This window comes from Shimazuella sp. NTD250 (assembly GCF_059510375.1).
Map to the genome: position 1 here is coordinate 551,106 of NZ_JCAJZS010000002.1, position 20,208 is coordinate 571,313.

The window sequence follows — 20,208 nt, forward strand, 5'->3', positions numbered from 1 at the left end:
GAAGCTTATGATTTAGGCAACTCCATCTAAAAAGACAGAGACTACCGTCAAACTCAGCCGTGTAAGTGCAGCCTCATCTTGTTTTCTTGCAAATGCTTGTTGGGACAACGAATCAAGCAAACCGAGCCATACATCCGTTAGCAAATCAACACAATCTAACTGATTTTGTAACTCAGCCCTTTTCATCTCCTCTCGAATCATATTGCGGTGAGGTGTGGCGATAGACCGCTCATATGCTAAATGTACTTTACGGATTAGATCAGCGGACAAATGCTCATTAACATCTTTCATCAATGTGGATATGCACATGGAAGCGTATTTAAAAAAACCGTACGCCAAAGAAAACAGCTTTTCTCTCATGCCCAGATTGTTCTCCATACTTTTCATGATTTCTGCACGAACACGCTCTAAGCGTTCACATAGAACCGCTGCATATAAAAGTTCTTTATCTGGAAAATAATGATACAAAGTAGGCTTGGTAATACCTACTTCCCCTGTGATCATACTGATGGAAACAGCTGCATAGCCACTCTTCATAAATAGACGACCAGCATGAAATAAAATGAGTTTTTCTGTATCTTTTAAATCACTATTTGTGTTTCTCTTAGGTCTGCCAGGTGGACGCTTAGAAATTGTTTGAGGAATAATAAGAATCCCTCCTTTGCTCATAAAATCTTAATACTATTAATTATAATTGATAGCTTTAAGGCTAGCAAACAACAGAAAACATATACTCATGGTTAGGTTAATTACATCTCTTATGTATTTTCATCTCCGAAATAAAAATGTTTATCCCACTTCATACATAATCTCATTTGCAAATTACAAAGAGTCCGTTAAAATAAAATCAATATCAAAGTGCCATCCCCCTTGGTTCGCTCCAATCAGAAGCAGATCGAGGGGGATGTCTTTTACCTCTCCTTTGTCACTAGGTGCTGTTTAATCGCTTCTGCCAACTTCGCTGGGATTCCTGCTTCTTGTAAAGCTTCTATACTCGCTGCTTGTATCTTATCCATCGAACCAAAATGCCGATAAAGTTGCTGTTTACGTTTCTCTCCAACACCCGGAATCCCATCGAGCTTGGATTGGAGAAAGCTTTTGCTTCTCGTCTGCCGATGAAAGGACAGGGCAAAACGGTGAACTTCATCTTGAATGCGTTGCAATAAGTAAAATCCATCCGTTCCCCGTTTCAATGGAACTTCCGAAGGTGGCTCTCCCATAATCAAAGTTGCCGTTTGGTGTTTCTCATTTTTTGCCATACCTCCAACTGGGATAGCAAGTCCTAATTCATTTTCCAATACATCTAAGGCTGCTGCTAACTGACCTTTTCCACCGTCAATGAGAATCAGATCAGGCAGAGGTAAGTTTTCTTTTAAAACTCTTGTGTAACGACGTCGGACTACTTCACGCATTGTTTCGTAATCATCTGGACCTTCTACGGTACGAACTTTGTATTTACGGTATTCTTTTTTGGCTGGCTTCCCATCGATAAATACGACCATCGCTGATACTGGATCTGTTCCTTGAATATTGGAATTGTCAAATGCTTCTATTCGTTTCGGCAAGTCCATCCCAATTGCATCGGCTAATTGAGTAAGAGATAAAGTGGTTTTACTCTCATCGCGTTCCATCAAACGGAGCCTCTCCAAAAGGGCAATCTTTGCATTTTCTGTTGCCATTTCCACTAATTTTCGTTTGGTGCCTCTTTGAGGGATCACAATTTTTCCCTCTGGGATGAGTCCAGATACTAAGTTTTCATCTATTCCATTTGGTAAGACAATCTCTTTTGGTAAAGCAGGGGCATCGTAGTAAAACTGCCCAACAAAGCTGAGAAAATCTTCCTCTGGCTCTTGGAAATGCGGAGAAATAGAGACATTTCTCTCCAAGAGTTTTCCTTGCCGGATAAAAAATACTTGGACACTCAAATAGCCTTTTTCCACATAATAACCAAACACATCTCGATCTACTTGATCCGCAAGGGAAACATGTTGTTTTTCCATTAAAGTATCGATATCGTTAATCAAATCACGTAGTTCTTTTGCTTTTTCAAATTGTAGAGACTCGGCAGCTTCATGCATTTGTTGACTTAATTCTTTCTTTAATTCTGGATGATTTCCTCCTAGAAAACGAGTGATCTTCTGTGTCCATTCCTCATATTGTTCTTCCGATACTTCATATTCACAAGGAGCTAAGCATTGTCCCAAATGGTAATAGAGACAAACACGTTTAGGTAATGTCGTACATTTTCGGAGTGGAAAAAGCCTATCGAGTAACCTTTTCGTCTGCTGTGCAGCACCAGCATTGGGATAAGGACCAAAATATTTAGAGCCGTCTTTGACCAATTTTCGTGTAACAAGCAGCCGCGGATGCCTCTCTTTGGTCAACTGTATATAAGGATAAGACTTGTCATCTTTTAGCATGATGTTGTAATGCGGATGATGTTTTTTGATCAAATTGGATTCGAGTATCAATGCCTCAAGATCACTTGATGTTACGATATATTCAAAATCGACAATATCCATCACTAGTCGAGTTGTCTTCGCATCATGGGAACCAGAAAAATAAGAACGAACACGATTGCGTAAGTTCTTCGCCTTCCCCACATATATGATTTCCGCTTGGTTATTCTTCATCAGATAACAACCGGGTTGATTTGGCAGTAAACTCAATTTTTCTTTTAACATGTGTTTCTCCCTCACTTGTTCTCCTTTCTATTTTACGACATCTATACAAATCCCACCAATAGGCAGCTAAATCAAGCTTTTTAGGCGGTTATATGCTTGCTGATACTTAAAAAAGCGCTCTTTATCTTTTGAAGTAACCTGTGGAATACGATCTAAGTTCATATTCTCTTCTAAATCCGCCAACTTTACTTCTACCGCTAAACTATTTTGAGCAATTCGCTCTATAAAGGCTTCATATGTTTCTTCTCCTTGCTTCGTTACTGCCAAAATAGCTTCTCTTATATGGACAGGAAAACCCTCTTTCTGCAAAATTTCAATGGTGATGGGTGTATCTTCGATCACATCATGTAGTACTGCTACTATCTTTGCATCAGTAGAAAGAACACGTGACATAACGGCTAAAGGATGAAGGATATACGCCTGTCCTCCCTTATCTTCTTGTCCTGCATGTGCTTTCGTAGCAATCAAAATTGCTTTTTCTAGCAAATTCATGTCCTCACCTCTTTTTAGCATAAAAAAGTGCCCACAAGGACACTTTTTCGTTTTCACATCTCATCTAGCCATTGAATCAACTGCTCTTTTGGCTGAAGTCCAACCAATTTGGATTTCATCTCTCCATTTTGAAAACCGATCAATGTTGGAATACTCATTACTTCAAAATTACCAGCTGATTCAGGATTGTCATCGACGTTTATTTTTACAATCTTTAACTTATCGCCAATTTCCTCATCTATTTCCTTTATGATTGGACCTAGGACTTTACATGGAGGACACCATGGAGCCCAAAAATAAACCAAAACCTTTCGATCCTTTTCCCCTTCTACATCTATTGCAAAAGTTTGATCTGTTCCTTCTATTAGAGCCATTTCTTCTTCCTCCCGAGTATATGTATACTGCAATAAGTAGTATATCATTATTGAAGAATAAAGAATTGCCTCAAAATAGAAAATCATGCATACAAAAAGAGTGCCCGTTACCCGGACACTTCTCTCCTTTACATATATTCACCCAGCCATTGAATCAACTGTTCTTTTGGCTGAAGTCCAACCAATTTGGATTTCATCTCTCCATTTTGAAAAACCATCAGAGTAGGGATACTCATCACACCAAATCTGCTAGCTGATTCTGGGTTGTTATCTACATTTAATTTTGCGATGGTCACTTTCTCGCCAATCTCTTCGTTTACTTCTTCTAAAATAGGAGCAATGATTTTACATGGACCACACCATGGAGCCCAGAAATCAACTAGAACGGTTCCGCTTTCTGCACCTTCAACACTTGTGCCAAAATCTTTATCTGTTACTTCAACGATTGCCATTGGTAATTCCTCCTAAATGGTACTTACATTTCATAAGTTAGTATATCACTTTTATACGAAATATCAACTATTTCGCGATCCGAAGCAGTTTATGCAGGAGGAAGGAGTTTTTTTAACTCTTTGGTTAACAATGGAACCACTTCAAATAAATCGCCTACAATCCCATAATCAGCGATCTGAAAGATAGGAGCATCGGAGTCTTTGTTTATAGCCACGATTACTTTGGAACTAGACATCCCTGCTACATGTTGGATAGCTCCTGAAATACCACAAGCAATATACAGATCAGGAGTAACAACTTTTCCCGTTTGACCAATTTGCAGCGCATAATCACAGTAGCCAGCATCGCATGCTCCTCTCGATGCTCCTACGGCAGCGTTTAAGACTTCTGCTAATTCTTGCAATGGCTTAAAACCTTCTGCACTTTTTACTCCTCTTCCACCAGAAACGACGATTCTAGCTTCCGATAAATCGATACCCGCCGTAGCTTTTTTCACCACATTTGTCACAATTGTACGCAACAAATCAGATTTTATGGGAACAGTATGTTCTTCTATCTGTGCAGAGCGTGATGGATCGACAGAGAGAAGGGGTATATTATTTGGGCGAATAGTAACAAATTGTACGCCAGCTCGAAAACTCTTTTTGACAAAAGCTTTCCCTGCATAAATGGGACGCGTATATAGAACTTCATCCCCAATCCGTTCAATAGATATACAATCTGATATCAATCCAAAAGAAGAACGGGCAGCAATCCGAGGAGACACATCTTTCCCTACTGTTGTGTGACCTGTTACAATAAAGTCTGGTTTTTCTCCATCAATGACTTGCTGCCATGCAAAAAAATATGCATCAGTTATATACGTATCGAATTGGCTGTCTTCAATTAGAAGAACACGATCAGCTCCATGATGTGCAAGAGTATCTACTTCTTTTCTCGCATCTGAGCCAAGTAATGCTACCACCACTTCACCATCATTTACAATCGTGCGTGCAGCTGAAATACTTTCCAGTGTAACTTGACGCAACTGCCCTTCTTTTCGATCCGCAAAGACAAGCACTTTCTTGCTCATCTGATCCCCTCCTTCATAAAACCTTTGCTTCTTTATTCAATTTCTCTATTAAAGAAGTAACCTGTTCCTCTATACTTCCAGTCAAAATCAGGCCAGCGGTCTTTTTGGATGGTAAAAATATTTCCTTTTGAATTGTTTTGGATTGGATTGTTTCTTCTGAAAGGGATAAATCATCGAGTTCATAGCGGGTTAATGGTTTTCTTTTGGCTTTCATAATGCCGGGAATGGTAGGATATCTGGGGTCATTTAATCCTTGTTGAGTGGTTACTAATAAGGGTAATGTTGTCTGAATATGTTCTGTATCACCTTCCACATCTTTTTCAATGACAACATTTTTTCCATCCAGCGAAATGCTAGTAATGGTAGATACATGAGGAATTTGCAACAATTGCGCAAGTCGTGGTCCTACTTGTGCAGAACCATCATCTACTGCCATATAACCACACAATATCAAGTCAAACTCATCGTCTTGTTCCTGTAATACAGCATAAATAACTTGGGAGATACTATGTTCATCTAATTCTACTTCCAGCTCTTCCGTTTCTACTAATATCGCTTTATCCGCTCCCATTGCTAAAGCTGAACGCAGAGCTTGTTCCGCTCGGTCTGGACCTATTGTAAGTACTGTTATTTCTCCACCATGCTTCTCCTTTAAGCGAATTGCTTCTTCTATGGCATATTCATCATACGGATTAATAATAAATTCAACAGCCTCTTCACTTATCTGTCCATTTTTTAACACGATTTTCTCTTCTGTATCAAAGGTTTGTTTTAAGCAGACTAGAAAATTCATGTTAATCCCCCTTTTTCGCAGTAATCCCGTCTACAAACATCTGGTAAACTGGTTTTGCTAATGCTTGTAAGGAATATTTTTGTTGATGGATAACCCATGAAGTTACAAGATCATCTAATGTTCCAAAGATCATCTTTCGTGCCAAACGCACATCCAAATCAGAACGAAAAACACCTGAATTCTTGCCTTGTTCCATTACATGCTCAATAAGGTTTAAGTATGCTTGCATCAATTCAGCAATCTCTTTGCGAACATAGGGATCAGACTGGCGTATTTCCATCTGAACTACTACAGCTAGCAATGGATTTGTTTCTAAGTAACCCAAATGCAAAGCAATAATGTGAAATAACTGTTCTTTTACATCTTTTGCAGTAGAAATTTTCCGTTTGACTAAACAAATAAAATTACCAATTTTTTCCCTGAAAATCGAAATCAATAAATCCTCTTTATTTTCAAAATATAAATAAATGGTTCCATCTGCCACACATGCTTCTTTTGCAATTTTAGACACTTGCGCTCGATGATAGCCATACTTAGCAATAACACGAATAGATGCTTCTAAGATGGCATCATATTTCTGACTAGTCCGTTTTGCCATCTCCCCTATTCCTTTCTTTGCTGAATGGTGATTCATTTTCTATCTCAATTTTATAAACACATGTTTTCATTGTCAAACAAAAAAAGAAAACAATGTAAATTGTATTTTTTCCTTAGCAACTTGGTCAAACCCTTGATAAACACCAAAGCAAAAGGAACAGGAAAATACATTTAGCTCAGCTCCCAAAAAAAGGAACTGAGCTAAAATTTTTCTCAGATTTCAAACTGTGTAGTATATAACTCTTGATAAAATCCTCTTTTATTCAATAATTCCTCATGGGTTCCTTGTTCGATTACTTCCCCTTGATGAATCACTAAAATCTCATCGGCATTCTCGATTGTTTTTAAGCGGTGAGCAATGACAAAGCTGGTACGACCTGCCATAAGATTTTTTAATCCACGCTGAATGTGAAGTTCAGTTCGGGTATCGATGTTAGAAGTAGCCTCATCCAAAATAAGGATATCCGAATTCATGAGTATTGCTCTAGCGATGGCGATCAATTGACGTTGTCCTTGGCTGAGATTGGTTCCTCCTGATACGATTTCAGACTGATATTGTTTTGGCAGATGCTTGATAAAGTAATGCGCCCAAGCCATCTTTGCAGCATTTTTTACTTCTTCCTCAGTGGCGTCTTGCCGGCCATAACGAATATTTTCAAGGATTGTACCAGAAAACAGATAGGTATCTTGCAACACGATACTGATTCTTTTTCGTAAATCATCGATTCGATAGTCTTTAATGTTTTTACCGTCAATGGAAATTTGACCAGTTTGAATATCATAAAATCTTGTCAATAAATTCACAATCGTAGTTTTCCCCGAACCAGTCGGGCCAACAAGTGCGATCATTTCTCCAGTTTTTGCTTGCAAATTGATATCCTTTAAAACAAATTGATCCGATTGATAGCCAAAGGAAACATGCTGAAAGTTAACCTCCCCCCGAAATTTCTCTACGGTTAACGCATTTTCTTTATCTTTCATTTCAGGCACTTCATCCATGATTTCAAAAACACGTTCACCACCAGCAATGGCGGATTGAATCGTATTTAATAATGTTGCAATCTGACTGATTGGTCGAGAAAACTGTCTGGAATAGCTCACAAACGATGCGATAATCCCAATCGTTATGCTTTCATGCAATACGAGTAGTGCACCTGCCCCAATCACCAGCCCTAGACCTAAGTTATTGATAAAATTGATAATCGGATTGATAAATCCTGAAAAAGTGTCTGCCTGTCTGCCAGATTCACGCAATCTGTCATTAATCTCACGAAATTGTTCGATGGTTTGAGCTTCTTTTCCATAGAGTGTGACTACTTCTGCACCTTGGATCTTTTCTTCTACAAAACCATTTAACTCACCAATATCTCTTTGCCTTTTAATAAAACTGCTGCTGCTATACTCATATATTTTCTTTGTAGAAAGAATCATTAAAGGCACAATCAGTAATGTGATGATTGCCAATATCCAATTCAACGAAAACATGGCAATCATTACCCCGACAATAGAGATAATGGAGGATAGCACTTGCGTAACACTTTGCGAAAGAGCACTATTGAGATTATCTATATCATTTGTCACTCTACTCATCAGATCACCATGCGGACGGCTATCAAAAAAACGCAGTGATAGAGTTTGCAGCTTTACAAATAGATCATATCGCAACTGATTAATGCTTTTCTGAGAAATATTGATCATAATATAAGTTTGCAGCCATGTTAGAGCAGTAGTAAGCAAGTAAATCCCCGCCAAAAAGAGAATCATTCGTACAGAGCCATTAACATCTTGAGGGATGATATACTTATCAATAATTACTCCTATATAATAAGGTCCGAGCAAACCGAGTAAGGATGTGAGTAAAACTAGAACAATAGCAGCAAATAAGCCTATACTTTGTTCTCCCAAATACTTCCATATGCGTTTTACAGTATTTCGTGCATCTTTTGGCTTTTCCATTTGCACGCCAAATCGACCACCACCACGAAATCCAAAACGCTGGTTTGAAGCGGATCGTGTTCCTGTTGTTTCGCTCATCTTAGCTCTTCCCTCCTGTCTCTGCTAGAAAATCAATCTGACCACCTTGAGATTGATAAATTTCACGGTACACCTCACAAGTAGCTATTAAATCAGTGTGACTTCCTAAACCAACTAATTCACCGTCTTCCAGTACTAAAATTTTATCTGCATCCATAAGGGAAGAAATTTTCGATGCGATTAAAAAAATAGTCTGCTTGGTAGACTTACGCAGGGCAGCCTGAATGGTTTCTTCCGATTTTGCATCTACAGCAGATGTTGAATCATCGAGAATTAAGATAGAAGCAGAACGGACAAAAGCCCTCGCTAAGGATAGCCGTTGTTTTTGACCTCCAGACAAATTCGTAGCTCCTTGAGTAAGCGTGTATTCATAGCCATCTTCCAATCGATTGATGAATTCTGAAGCACATGCATCATCAGCAGCAGCTTGTAGTTCAGACTGCTCTACTTCTTCATTTCCAAACTGAATATTTTCCAGAATAGAACCAGAAAACAACGTAGCTTTTTGGGTTACGAAACCAATAGAAGACCGCAAGGCATGAAGATTATACTGTTTGATATTGATTCCATCGAGTAAAATTTCACCAGAATCAACATCATACAACCTCGCGATAAGCTTTACTAGTGTTGACTTTCCACTTCCAGTAGAACCGATAATGCCAACTGTTTCGCCAGCTTGCACGGAAAAAGAAATATTTTTTAATACTTGCTCTTCATTTTTACTGTAGCTAAAGGAAACATTTCGAAACTCTACTTGGCCCTTTACCCTACTTGGCTCATAATTATCTGACTTGTCGGTGATCGTTATTTTTGTATCCAATACCTCTTGTACCCTTGCTGCTGAAGGAACAGCACGTGTGATGAGAATCGAAACCATACTGACTTGCATAAGTGCCATCAAAATTAACATCAAATAATTGATAAAAGCGAGTATTGCTCCAACTTCTATACTGTTATCAGCAACTTTATAAGTACCTAGCCATAAAGTTCCTATTATTCCTCCGTTAATGACAAGCATGATCACAGGCATCATGATAGAGATCACTTGTACTGCCGAACGGTTTGCTTTCGTCAGTTTATTATTGACTCCAGCAAACCGCTGTATTTCTTGCTTTTGCTGCACATATGCTTTAATTACTCTCATACCAGCTAAATTCTCTTGTAACTTCGTATTCACTTTATCAATCGCTTCTTGTACTTTTTGAAACATTCGACTTGACCTATTAGCAATAAAAAAGACTGTAATCAACAATACAGGTACAACCACAAATAAAACAGGTGAAAGCCCCTTGGAAGAAAACAAAACGATTACCATACTTCCAAGAAACAAAAATGGTCCCCTGACAAGTACACGCAATGTCATCGTAAGTGCAGTTTGAATGGTAACAATATCATTGGTGACATTCGTTATTAATTTGCCTGCACCAAACCGTTCACGATTTTCCCCAGAAAAATTGCTAATTTTACTTAATACCGCAAGGCGCACATCTCCCGAGAAATTTACAGCAGTTTTCGTCGCGAAAAAAATACACCCTAAACCGCCAACCAGTCCGATCAATGCAGCTACAATCATCAAAATACCCATACGAATCACATAACCCGTATCTTGATTTGCGATACCATTATCAATAATATGTTGCATAATAGTAGGTTGAAGTAAATCCATGGCAACTTCTAATACCATCAGCAGCGGTCCGAGTATCGCAATCCCTCTATAAGGTTTCATAAACTTGCCTAAAGCACGAATGGACCCCATTATCTTTCTCCTCCTTGCAATCCGGCCATTTACACTAATTAGAATTTTATTCTATCCTCATATATTTAGCAATCCGAAGTAATTTCACAGCAAAATTCATCCTTGTCGATACAGAAGTTTGATTTGGTAAAGTTATGTACGAGATAAATGTAAGATTGAAATCTGCGGTCGACAATTAAACCGAAAGGGTAATATGGTAGTGCCAATCCCTCTGTTCACATATACATTCGTATTTTCTAACGAATAAAAGCCATCAATATAATTTTTCCCGCCTGGAGGGGTAATCATAGCGCCGAGAAATGGAAATCGTATTTGCCCACCATGACTATGACCAGATATTTGTAAATCCACTTTATTTGTTGTGATATTGGATACAAAATCAGGACAATGTGAGAGCAGTAACGTACATGAGTCAGGGGCTCCTTCGATTGCTTGATATAAAGAGGGCTTCCCCATCAACATATCCTCTACACCTGCGATCACTAACGTATCCTGTCCTTTTTTGATCAAATGATGCCTATTTCGGAGAACATGGAAACCAACGTGTTCAAGATTTGGTGCAACTAGATCCCCTTGATAATCATGGTTTCCAAGAACAGCAAATTTTCCAAATGGGGCATGTAACTTTTGGAGATGAGAGAGGATTGGAAAAAGAACGTCTTGTTTGTCGTCTACCAAATCACCAGTAAATAACAATAAATCAGGTTTTAAAGCATTTACTTTGGCAACTACGTCAGACACATCGTTTGCGTTCATATGAAATCCAACATGCAAATCACCAAATACTACAACCCGCATCCCTTCAAACGCTGAAGCTAACCGCGGAAGACGTATGGATTTCTCTGTGACTTCTAACCACCTACGTTCTATTCCATAACTATACCCAGCTGTCAAAGGAATAAGACTGAGCAAACCAAGCAACGACCGCTTTAAAAACGATCGACGACTGAGATGTTGATTCATTGTTGCCCCTTAAAAGAAAAGTATTTGTGAAATTAGTTATAAGTTTTGTTAATAAACAACTTTACCATGCTTTATTTACAATTTTAGGTATAATTATATATTCCATGTAAGATAACTATATCCCTGCTACTCCAATAATAGCCCCTTGAAATTATATAATATTTTTGACCTTGAAGCTTACAATTAATTTATGATATTTATAAAACTATTTATAAAAAGTAGGATGAAAATGGCTAATCTACCACCACTAGTAGGACTTATGTATAATTTACGACATGATACAAGCGTTTGGAATTGGTTCAAAGACAATGAAGAAGCAGGCGTTGGACCATCTGAGTTGTCAAAAGAAGATCAGGAATTTGTAGAGCACTACAAGCTAGGAACTTATGTTTATGAGTGGGACAAAACAATGATTACGAACGAGGCAGCAACAAGATTAGAAGAAATTGAGAAGTATTATTTGGCAGCAGTTAAAACGATTCATGACAAAAAAATTGCCCCTATTTCTTAAAACTAGATAACAAAAGCCCTTCCATTCTTTGGAAAGGCTTTGTTTTAATTGTCCAGCTTCTCCCAATATCGAAGATAAAAAATCCCAGTATTTCGCTGGACTAATTCTTCTTCTCTGCTTTTATTTCATCTTGTAATACTCGTCTTAAAATCTTACCTATGGAAGACTTTGGCAGTTCATCTCGGAACTCATAGAGTCTAGGAACTTTGAAACTTGCTAGATTAGTCCGGCAATGCTTGTCGAGTTCCGAAGATGTAATAGACATTCCTTTTTTGACTACGATATAAGCTTTTGTTGTTTCTCCCCGATAAGCATCAGGGACTCCAATTACGACCGCCTCATCTACAGCAGGATGTTCGTACAATATTTCTTCTACTTCTCTCGGGTATATATTAAATCCACCTGCGATGATGAGGTCTTTTCGTCGATCTACTATATAAAAATAACCCTCTTCGTCCATTTTCGCCATATCTCCAGTGAATAGCCAACCATCTTTGATCACCTGGGCAGTCTCTTCTGGTCGGTTCCAGTAGCCTTTCATCACTTGTGGTCCGCGTATTTGAAGTTCTCCAATAAGCCCAGGAGCTAATTCTTCCCCTGTTTCCATCGAAACGATTCGACATTCCGTGTCTGGCCAAGGTAAGCCGATCGTAGAACTTTTTTTTCGATCCCAAATTAAATTGGTGTGCGTAACTGGTGATGTTTCCGTCAATCCATATCCTTCTACCAATCGACCTCCTGTGAGTTGCTCAAATTTGTCCTGTACTTCAATTGGCAATGGTGCAGAACCACTGATACATGCGTCGATGGAGTTTAATTGGTACTTATGAATTCGAGGATGATTGATCAATGAAACATACATCGTCGGTGCGCCAGGAAAAATAGTCGGTTTCTCTTTGGCAATGGTCTTGAGAATTTGATCACGATCAAATTTCGGAAGTAAGATCATGGTCGCAGCAAGTTTAATCGCCAAATTCATCACAGCTGTCATCCCATAAACGTGAAAAAACGGCAAAACACCAAGGATCTTTTCTTGTCCTTCTCTTGTCTTATACATCCAAGCTGATGCTTGATGAGCATTTGCGACCAAATTCCGATGTGTTAACATAGAGCCTTTTGCTAAACCAGTGGTTCCACCGGTGTATTGCAATAAAGCTAAATCATCGGCTTGTTTAGATGTTTGAACGGGATTTGCAAAAGGAACCAAGTGGAGCAAATTTTGAAAAAGATATACGTGATCTTCTCGAGGAATTTTTGGCAATGATGTTTGGGTAAGCGGATAGAGTAATTTTTTGCGAAGTGGCAAATATTCAGCGACACTTGTTACAATGATTCGCTGTAAATTTGTCTGCAAGTAAATTTTTTCGACTCTATCAAAGTGAATATCGAGACAGATGAGCGAAGTTGCTCCTGAATCAGTCAATATGTGGAGCAATTCACGCTCTGTATACATCGGATTTACTTGAACGACAACTGTATCTAAAAACAAACTAGCATAATACGAAATAACTGCTTGTGGGATATTAGGCAGCATGATAGCAACTCGATCATCTGCTTTTACTCCTATTTCTTTCAAAACTTCCGCAAAACGATAAGTTTCATCCAATAAAGTCCGATAAGAAATTTTCTTACCTAAAAAATGTATGGCTTCTCTGTCCGGATATTGCGTTACAGCATCAGTCAACAATGCGGTCAGGGCTACATCTGGATAAGATAATGTTTTAGGGATTTGAGGCGGATATTGGTGTAGCCATGGTTTTGACACCGTCATCCAGGCTCCCTCCTAGAGGTGAATGAAATCCACCAAGTGGAAATAATCTTGCTACCTATATTGTATCCAACTATACCTAAAGTTTGCATCTTTTCTTTTTGACTTTTCACTCATCTTGTGCTTTCTTTCACATGGTTTTCTTCTTCCACAATTGATCAAGCAAAATTACAATTATCACACCTACTAACAATCCATTTCCAAAAATGTATTGAACCACCGAAGGAAATTTTTGAAAGACCGGAAGAGGTAAAAACATAATCCCGACCCCTAACGATACGGATAAACTAAAGATGGTGACTCTACGATCATCCAATTTTTCATTCACTAGTGTTCGTATGCCAATTGCAAACATCTGCGCAAATGATGGTAAAATAGCAGCATACGCAATTTGACTGGGTAACTGGGATAAAAGAGACATGATAGGAGGAAAACAAGACAAAATGACTAAGGCAATGCAAGCTATTTTTAATACATTTGTTTTCGTTTGATTTGTTGTCTTTACAAAGCCTGCTGTAACCGTTAAGGATACCATTCCTATAGTAGAAAAAAGTGTAGACACAAGATGAGAAATCCCCCCAATCCAACCTGACTGGTTCAATTCTTTTTTATCAGCTCTTTGTTCTTTTGGGACAACTTGATTCAAGGCCGCAATACTTGCCACTGTATTGGACATGAGAACAATACCGATCAGGACTCCAGAAACGATTCCTCCTAAATCAAATTGAGGAATACCCCATGCAAAAACTTGCGGAATAGAAAATAAAGCATGTGTACCCATCGCTTTGCTTGGGGCACCAATGATCAAAAAACAAATCCACCCAAATGCAATACCAATCAGTACGTTATAGGTTTTCATCCAACCTTTTCCCCACATCGATAAAACAAATACCAAAACAAAAATAAAGATGGCTACTGCTGCTTCTTTTAGCGGAAAATAAGTAATATCAGAAGTAATTCCAAGCATTCCCTTTAAAAATACACCACTTAATTGCAGAGAAAGCAAAACCAAAAACGTACTTGTCACTATAGAAGTAAAAATGACTAACATTTTACTGAGTAAACCAGTGAATCCAAATATCATCAGTACAACACCTGCTACGGCAAGCATACCTGTCAAGGAATTCAACGTATTTTTGTTCGCTGCGATTTGCCCCATAACGACAAATATTCCAAGCCATATTCCTGCTGGTCCATCGATTAAAGGAAGTCGATGTCCAAAAGCAACTTGAAGAAAAGTACTGATACCAATAACAAAAAATGTTCGCTGAATGAATTCTGCTACTTCTGTAGGAGATAAATGATATAATTGTCCAATTACAATAGGTACAGCGAGCCCATTGGCAATTAAAAAAATAAACCATTGAAGAGAACGTAAAGAATAACTCATTTTTATTGCCTCCACGATTTTAAGTAATAATATTTTCAGATAAAAAAACAGGAGTTATCAATGATGAATGTACTGCCTACAGACTTCTTAACAGAAATAAAAAAAGAACTAAACGATACATTTGACGACTTTCTAGCTACTTATGAGCAACCTGCTGTCAAAGGTCTAAGAACCAACATAATGAAAGTTTCACCAAAAACGCTTGAAAACATGATCCCTTTTCACTTGGAACCGATCCCATGGTGCTCAGATGGGTTTTATTTTCCTGTAAGTACTCGACCTGGAAAACATGTCTATCACGCAGCAGGTCTTTATTACATTCAAGAACCAAGTGCAATGGCACCTGTTGAAGCTCTGCAACCAAAACCGGGTGAAAAAATTCTCGACATGTGTGCTGCTCCAGGAGGAAAAACGACCCAGATCGCTGCTAAGATGAATGGAGAGGGCATTCTTGTTGCAAATGAAGTAGATGGAAAACGATGTAAAGTACTCATCAGCAATCTAGAACGTTTTGGAGTGACAAATGCTGTCGTTTTAAATGAACAACCGCATCGATTCAGTGAGCGGTTCACTGCTTATTTCGACCGTATTCTGGTTGACGCACCGTGCTCAGGTGAAGGAATGTTTCGAAAAGACCCAGAGGCGTGTGAACATTGGAGTATCAAAAACAGTGAGAAATGTGCTGACCTACAACAATATATCCTAACAGAAGCTGCTAAAATGTTAAAACCCGGCGGTCGACTAGTCTACTCCACTTGTACTTTTAATCGCCGAGAAAATGAATACACTTTGGAGAATTTCCTTCAAAACCATCCTGAGTTTGAATTAATGGAAGTTCCTAGCCACCAACATTTTCAAAATGGATTAACAGCTGCCACTGCTAGGACGAGTCGCTTATGGCCCCATTTGCTGCGGGGAGAGGGACATTTTTTAGCAGTACTACAAAAAAAGCAGGGTGTAGAAGAGGATAAAGTCGAAAAAAAATCAAAGAAAGGCGCAAAAAATACACGTATTCCCAAACAAATTTCTTCTATTCTTAAAGCATTTACAGAAGATACATTTGTAGAGACAGTCTCTTTTTCAGGGAATATGGTACTCTATGGAGATCATCTGTATGAGGCGCCACTTGATCTCCCCAATCTGGATAAGTGTAAAGTTGCACAACCAGGCAGATACTTGGGGGAAATACGAAAAAATCGCTTTCTTCCTTCTCATGCTTGGGCTATGTCACTCCAGCCCAATTCGGTAAAACAAGTTCAATCGTATCACACTAGGGATAGCGAATTATATCGTTTTTTACAAGGAGAAACAGTCCCAGCAGCTCACAAAGCTTGGACACTTGTAACCGTTGATGGATATTCTCTCGGATGGGGGAAAGGTGCCGGAGGAATATTAAAAAATCATTATCCCAAGTGGCTGCGCTTCTCCTATGATCAACCAAATTAACTCTGCATCTGCCCAAGCTCCCTTACATATACTGTAATTGCATTTATGTATATTTCTACAAAAACATATGTAAGGAAAATAAAAAATGACGCTTAAAGAGCCTGCTGCAAATAAATACTGGATTGCCCTTGGAATGATTCAGCCTGAATGGATATATATGAGCCATTTCTTAGAAGAAGAGGAAACGGAAGAAGAAATAGCTCCTCTCCCTGTAGTTTCAGAAATGCGGATTGTCTTTCATCCGCGACTCGATTGAAGAAAACACATTGTGCATACGACAATGTGTTTTCTTCATTTTACTAAAAGCAGAATATTATTGGTATTATCATGGGTTTGTAAAGAATGAATTTACATTTTGGAAACCACACTGGCATCTGTAACGCCCATTTTAAAGCCTCTTTCTCTGTTTCAACATCAATTATGATATATTCCGTCATCCACGATGTCCCATCTAAGGAGAAAGAACCTACTTGAACTTTTGGTTCATCGAGATGAGAAGAATACGATACTCTCATACCAGTAGCACTAGGTTGAAAGGAATCTGTCGCTAGCAGTACACCCTCTTTCACTAATTTTCTCTTATATGTCATCCTTGCCTCTCAAATGACAAAATCGATATACCTAAAAATATTTTTTAAAATAATTTTCGTAGAGAAAAAGAAAACTTACTAATGTGAGTTTAGGTCCCAGTAAAGAAATGTTGCTATAATAACAATATCTTGACATACAAACGAAAGAGGATTCAAATATGACGACACATAAACGACTAATTGTTGGAATCAGTGGAGCAACCGGTGTTATTTATGGGATACGCATACTAGAAGTTTTAAAGAAACTAGAGATTGAGAGCCACTTAGTTTTGTCCAAAGCAGCTGAGATGACCCTGCATTATGAAACAGATATGAGTGTAAAAGAATTACGCAGCTTAGCAGATGTGAACTATGGGATTCAAGATGTAGGGGCTGCTATCTCCAGTGGGTCTTTTCATAATATGGGCATGATCGTAGCACCATGTTCGATCAAAACAATGTCTGCTATCGCTCATACCATAACTGATAATTTATTAACTCGTGCTGCTGATGTAGCACTGAAAGAACGGAGAAAATTAGTTCTTCTGCTTCGAGAAACACCACTTACTGCTGCCCATATTAAAAACATGTTGGCCATAACAGAGAGCGGCGGCATCATCGCACCACCTGTCCCTGCTTTTTATATTCGCCCCAATACGCTAGAAGATATTGTAAACCATACCGTTGGACGTGCACTTGACCTTTTTGGAATCGATACAGGCACAGTCGAACGATGGGGAGAAAAATAAAAGCAAGAATCCTCTTAAGCAATAGAGGATTCTTGCTTTTTAGATTGTAAAATATGTTGTGCTGCTAGTTTTGCACTTGCCATCGAACTGTCTGCTAATCGGCCTTCTTTCCCAACCCAATCACCAGCGACATACAAACCTTTTATTTCTGGTACGGATGGATCAGGTGCAGAACCAGCTCCATGATGGGAAACCGTATGCGTATCATTTGCAACTAGTATTTTCGGCAAATACCTTGTTGCAACAACTTCTTCTTCCCATCCTGGTTGCAGCAACTCCAAAATCTCCATCAATTCTTGCTTATCTGCTTTTGGATCTGTCTGTGTATTATTATCGTTGTACTTTAAAACATGTAAAACATGAGCACCATTATTGCTCAGGGAGACAGATAAGGAATGCACACCGAAATAAATGGATTGATCTAATCCAATAGCAAACACTCGATCAGGATGAGGCAGTTTTTTCAATGCAACATCCAGCGTCGCAGCATACAGCGGACGGGAATTGGCATTCCAAGCTCCCATACTAATATTTTGTGACTCAGGAACAAGACGACTTGCCTCCATAGGTCCTAGGGCAGTTATGCCATTTTGAGTGAGTACTTTTGTTCCATCTGCAAACAGCACACCTGTAACAGCATTATTTTGGATATCTATTTTATTTACTTTACTATTGGTATGAATTTCCACGCCTAATTGCAAGGCTGTTGCCTCTAATATGTTTACTACCGTTTGCCAACCTTTTTCTACATAGCGCACACCATTTCCAGCGAGCTGTCCTTGACGCAGGACATAACCTGCGCTTAGAACTTCTGGATTATCACAATACGACCACTGACGGCATAATGCATAGAAAAATTGTTTTACTTGGCTATGTTGTACGTTCTCTTCCACCCATTGTTTTAAACTTACATCATTTATTTCTTCTACGCTTATAACTTTTAAACTTCCCATTAACTGTGCCCATTCTAAATTCGCTTCTTCCGTCAAATCGGTTGGCATATGTACAAGACTTCCTTTTTTTATGCCAATAAGACCGCTGTTTATCTTCTTCGCATACCCGCCTGCTGGTAAACAGTCCAATTCCGTCAAAATTTGAAGTGCGGCGCCTCCTTCATACATGGCATGAGGACCAAAGTTAAACAATGCACCATTTTTTTCAGTCGTCTGCGCGTAGCCACCTAATCTTGCTGCTTTTTCAAAGAGAACCACAGATTTGTTTTCTTTTGCTAGATAAATAGCCGCAGTTAAACCAGCCAAGCCTCCACCAATAACTGCTGCATCAAATTGTTTACTCATGCCTTAACCTCCATTTTCACATACCAGGATATTATAGATAATATTTATCTCTAATTTAGATAAAAAAATAGTTCAATAAATCAAAAAATCTATATTCATTTAATCATGGATAATATATATCTATGATATATCTTTTTATTCGTATTGTCAATACATTAGAAATAAATAAGAATATATTCAAAAAAGCGTATTTCATAATGTGAGAAACAATAATTACGAGCTATAATTATATTAGGTTCATTTAGGTATGGCTCACTAGAGAATGAGAGAAACAGATGGATGAATTCGCTCTCGTCGATGGGTTTGAAAAGAAGAAACTGGAGGCTCTAGCTCAGGCTTTCATCTACGACGTTGCCGACCAAATTGATCGAAATGACTTCAGCCCAGAAATTTTCGAAGTACTCTCATTTCAAATCGAATGGTACAATTCGTACAATTCTTATCCTTGTAATTGTTTCGATCCAACCAACATCCACAACAGTTGGTCAGAGTTCGATCTGCTGATTCGCACCCAGATGTGTGACAAGTGTGGCAATGTTCTTCTCATCCTTATCCAAGATGCCCTCAAAAAGGTTGAAATTCCGGATGAGAATGTACAGCAGATGAAAGAAAAGCTTCCTTTCTTCTTTGCTGACCAAGCATAAAGGTCAGTGACATAACCCAAGTGTCCTTCATTAGTAAATCTTGGGTTCGCTTTTTGCGGACTACGATCGGCTGAATCTATACAATAACAGATTCAGCCGATCAGTCGTTTTTGGTACAACATACAATAAATACTTTATTTCTCCAATTTCTGTGTTTTCATCTTCCTCATTTGTGCTTTCCCTGATTGATGTTCATAATTCCGAATGAACATACCTTGGTTTTTTTGTAATCCCAACTTATTGTAGTAAGATTGCAAATGTTCATCACATAGCAAATCAATCATATACAAGTCCTTTAACTCTTCTAGCATCAATCTTACAAGTTTTTTTCCAATACCTCTTCCCCGGTACTCTGGTAATACTTCCAAAAAGGGGATATAGGCAGATAAGACACTATCACTGATAGCATTAATGAATCCTATTACTTTTTCTGATGTTTCATCTATTGCTAACACACATTTATAACTATTTTTTAATAGCATAAAATGTGCTTCTGGAGATGGAGAATTCGGCCATCCAACAAAAAAACCTCCATCTAATTGTTGTGAGGTTACGGCTTCTAGAGAAGTAGTATATTTCATATGTGTACTCTCCATTTCTTAACCGGAACGGTTC

At 38.5% G+C, this 20,208-nt stretch carries 21 protein-coding genes; 5 read left to right on the top strand and 16 right to left on the bottom strand.

From position 1 onward, the window contains the following. Positions 1-12: 12 nt before the first annotated feature. The 11 genes from AC5WOF_RS07670 to AC5WOF_RS07720 form a co-directional block, all read right to left on the bottom strand. Complete coding sequence (locus AC5WOF_RS07670) at positions 13-669, bottom strand: TetR/AcrR family transcriptional regulator (RefSeq protein ID WP_496049355.1); 657 nt, start codon at positions 667-669, stop codon at positions 13-15. 242 nt (positions 670-911) lie between these two features. Beyond that, positions 912-2,684 (bottom strand): excinuclease ABC subunit UvrC, encoded by a 1,773-nt coding sequence (gene uvrC / locus AC5WOF_RS07675; RefSeq protein WP_496049356.1) that lies wholly within the window; start codon positions 2,682-2,684, stop codon positions 912-914. A gap of 66 nt (positions 2,685-2,750) precedes the next feature. Then, complete coding sequence (locus tag AC5WOF_RS07680) at positions 2,751-3,176, bottom strand: GTP pyrophosphokinase (RefSeq protein ID WP_496049357.1); 426 nt, start codon at positions 3,174-3,176, stop codon at positions 2,751-2,753. Between the two features lie 53 nt (positions 3,177-3,229). Further along, complete coding sequence (gene trxA / locus AC5WOF_RS07685; RefSeq protein WP_496049358.1) at positions 3,230-3,550, bottom strand: thioredoxin; 321 nt, start codon at positions 3,548-3,550, stop codon at positions 3,230-3,232. A 128-nt stretch (positions 3,551-3,678) separates the two neighbouring features. Further along, the gene (gene trxA, locus AC5WOF_RS07690; protein WP_240874681.1) at positions 3,679-4,002 is read right to left on the bottom strand and encodes a thioredoxin; all 324 of its coding nucleotides are present in this window, start codon (positions 4,000-4,002) and stop codon (positions 3,679-3,681) included. A gap of 89 nt (positions 4,003-4,091) precedes the next feature. After that, on the bottom strand, positions 4,092-5,075 hold the full coding sequence (locus AC5WOF_RS07695) for an electron transfer flavoprotein subunit alpha/FixB family protein (RefSeq protein ID WP_496049359.1): 984 nt from the start codon (positions 5,073-5,075) through the stop codon (positions 4,092-4,094). A 13-nt stretch (positions 5,076-5,088) separates the two neighbouring features. Next, the gene (locus tag AC5WOF_RS07700; protein WP_496049360.1) at positions 5,089-5,868 is read right to left on the bottom strand and encodes an electron transfer flavoprotein subunit beta/FixA family protein; all 780 of its coding nucleotides are present in this window, start codon (positions 5,866-5,868) and stop codon (positions 5,089-5,091) included. Between the two features lies 1 nt (position 5,869). Beyond that, on the bottom strand, positions 5,870-6,466 hold the full coding sequence (gene fadR / locus AC5WOF_RS07705; protein ID WP_496049361.1) for a fatty acid metabolism transcriptional regulator FadR: 597 nt from the start codon (positions 6,464-6,466) through the stop codon (positions 5,870-5,872). 212 nt (positions 6,467-6,678) lie between these two features. Further along, positions 6,679-8,499, bottom strand: a complete 1,821-nt coding sequence (locus AC5WOF_RS07710) for an ABC transporter ATP-binding protein (protein ID WP_496049362.1) — start codon at positions 8,497-8,499, stop codon at positions 6,679-6,681. A 1-nt stretch (position 8,500) separates the two neighbouring features. Further along, positions 8,501-10,255 carry an ABC transporter ATP-binding protein gene (locus AC5WOF_RS07715; RefSeq protein WP_496049363.1) on the bottom strand — a complete coding sequence of 585 codons (1,755 nt, stop codon included), beginning with the start codon at positions 10,253-10,255 and terminating at the stop codon, positions 8,501-8,503. A gap of 132 nt (positions 10,256-10,387) precedes the next feature. Further along, entirely contained in the window at positions 10,388-11,218 is an 831-nt protein-coding gene (locus AC5WOF_RS07720; protein WP_496049364.1) for a metallophosphoesterase, read from the bottom strand. 229 nt (positions 11,219-11,447) lie between these two features. On the opposite strand from AC5WOF_RS07720, the gene AC5WOF_RS07725 reads away from it, so the two are divergent. Continuing rightward, positions 11,448-11,729 carry a hypothetical protein gene (locus AC5WOF_RS07725; RefSeq protein WP_496049365.1) on the top strand — a complete coding sequence of 94 codons (282 nt, stop codon included), beginning with the start codon at positions 11,448-11,450 and terminating at the stop codon, positions 11,727-11,729. Between the two features lie 100 nt (positions 11,730-11,829). Here the strand turns inward: AC5WOF_RS07725 and AC5WOF_RS07730 are convergent, their stop codons facing one another. Together AC5WOF_RS07730 and AC5WOF_RS07735 are read right to left on the bottom strand one after the other, a co-directional pair. Further along, positions 11,830-13,500 carry an AMP-binding protein gene (locus tag AC5WOF_RS07730; RefSeq protein ID WP_496049366.1) on the bottom strand — a complete coding sequence of 557 codons (1,671 nt, stop codon included), beginning with the start codon at positions 13,498-13,500 and terminating at the stop codon, positions 11,830-11,832. 127 nt (positions 13,501-13,627) lie between these two features. Then, a complete protein-coding gene (locus tag AC5WOF_RS07735) occupies positions 13,628-14,887 on the bottom strand; it encodes a purine/pyrimidine permease (protein ID WP_496049367.1) in 1,260 nt (419 codons plus the stop codon). 60 nt (positions 14,888-14,947) lie between these two features. On the opposite strand from AC5WOF_RS07735, the gene AC5WOF_RS07740 reads away from it, so the two are divergent. After that, the gene (locus tag AC5WOF_RS07740; RefSeq protein ID WP_496049368.1) at positions 14,948-16,333 is read left to right on the top strand and encodes an RsmF rRNA methyltransferase first C-terminal domain-containing protein; all 1,386 of its coding nucleotides are present in this window, start codon (positions 14,948-14,950) and stop codon (positions 16,331-16,333) included. 85 nt (positions 16,334-16,418) lie between these two features. After that, the gene (locus AC5WOF_RS07745; RefSeq protein WP_496049369.1) at positions 16,419-16,589 is read left to right on the top strand and encodes a hypothetical protein; all 171 of its coding nucleotides are present in this window, start codon (positions 16,419-16,421) and stop codon (positions 16,587-16,589) included. Between the two features lie 43 nt (positions 16,590-16,632). Here AC5WOF_RS07745 and AC5WOF_RS07750 read toward each other — a convergent pair whose 3' ends face one another. Then, a complete protein-coding gene (locus AC5WOF_RS07750) occupies positions 16,633-16,923 on the bottom strand; it encodes a YciI family protein (RefSeq protein WP_496049370.1) in 291 nt (96 codons plus the stop codon). A 158-nt stretch (positions 16,924-17,081) separates the two neighbouring features. Between AC5WOF_RS07750 and AC5WOF_RS07755 the strand changes: the two genes are divergently transcribed. After that, positions 17,082-17,651 carry a UbiX family flavin prenyltransferase gene (locus tag AC5WOF_RS07755; RefSeq protein ID WP_496049371.1) on the top strand — a complete coding sequence of 190 codons (570 nt, stop codon included), beginning with the start codon at positions 17,082-17,084 and terminating at the stop codon, positions 17,649-17,651. 14 nt (positions 17,652-17,665) lie between these two features. On the opposite strand, the gene AC5WOF_RS07760 is transcribed toward AC5WOF_RS07755, so the two are convergent. Next, entirely contained in the window at positions 17,666-18,949 is a 1,284-nt protein-coding gene (locus AC5WOF_RS07760) for a phytoene desaturase family protein (RefSeq protein ID WP_496049372.1), read from the bottom strand. Positions 18,950-19,224: 275 nt separating this feature from the next. Here AC5WOF_RS07760 and AC5WOF_RS07765 point away from each other — a divergent pair, with 275 nt between their 5' ends. Next, the gene (locus AC5WOF_RS07765; protein ID WP_496049373.1) at positions 19,225-19,593 is read left to right on the top strand and encodes a hypothetical protein; all 369 of its coding nucleotides are present in this window, start codon (positions 19,225-19,227) and stop codon (positions 19,591-19,593) included. Positions 19,594-19,727: 134 nt separating this feature from the next. Here AC5WOF_RS07765 and AC5WOF_RS07770 read toward each other — a convergent pair whose 3' ends face one another. Further along, a complete protein-coding gene (locus AC5WOF_RS07770; protein ID WP_496049374.1) occupies positions 19,728-20,174 on the bottom strand; it encodes a GNAT family N-acetyltransferase in 447 nt (148 codons plus the stop codon). Positions 20,175-20,208 lie beyond the last annotated feature (34 nt).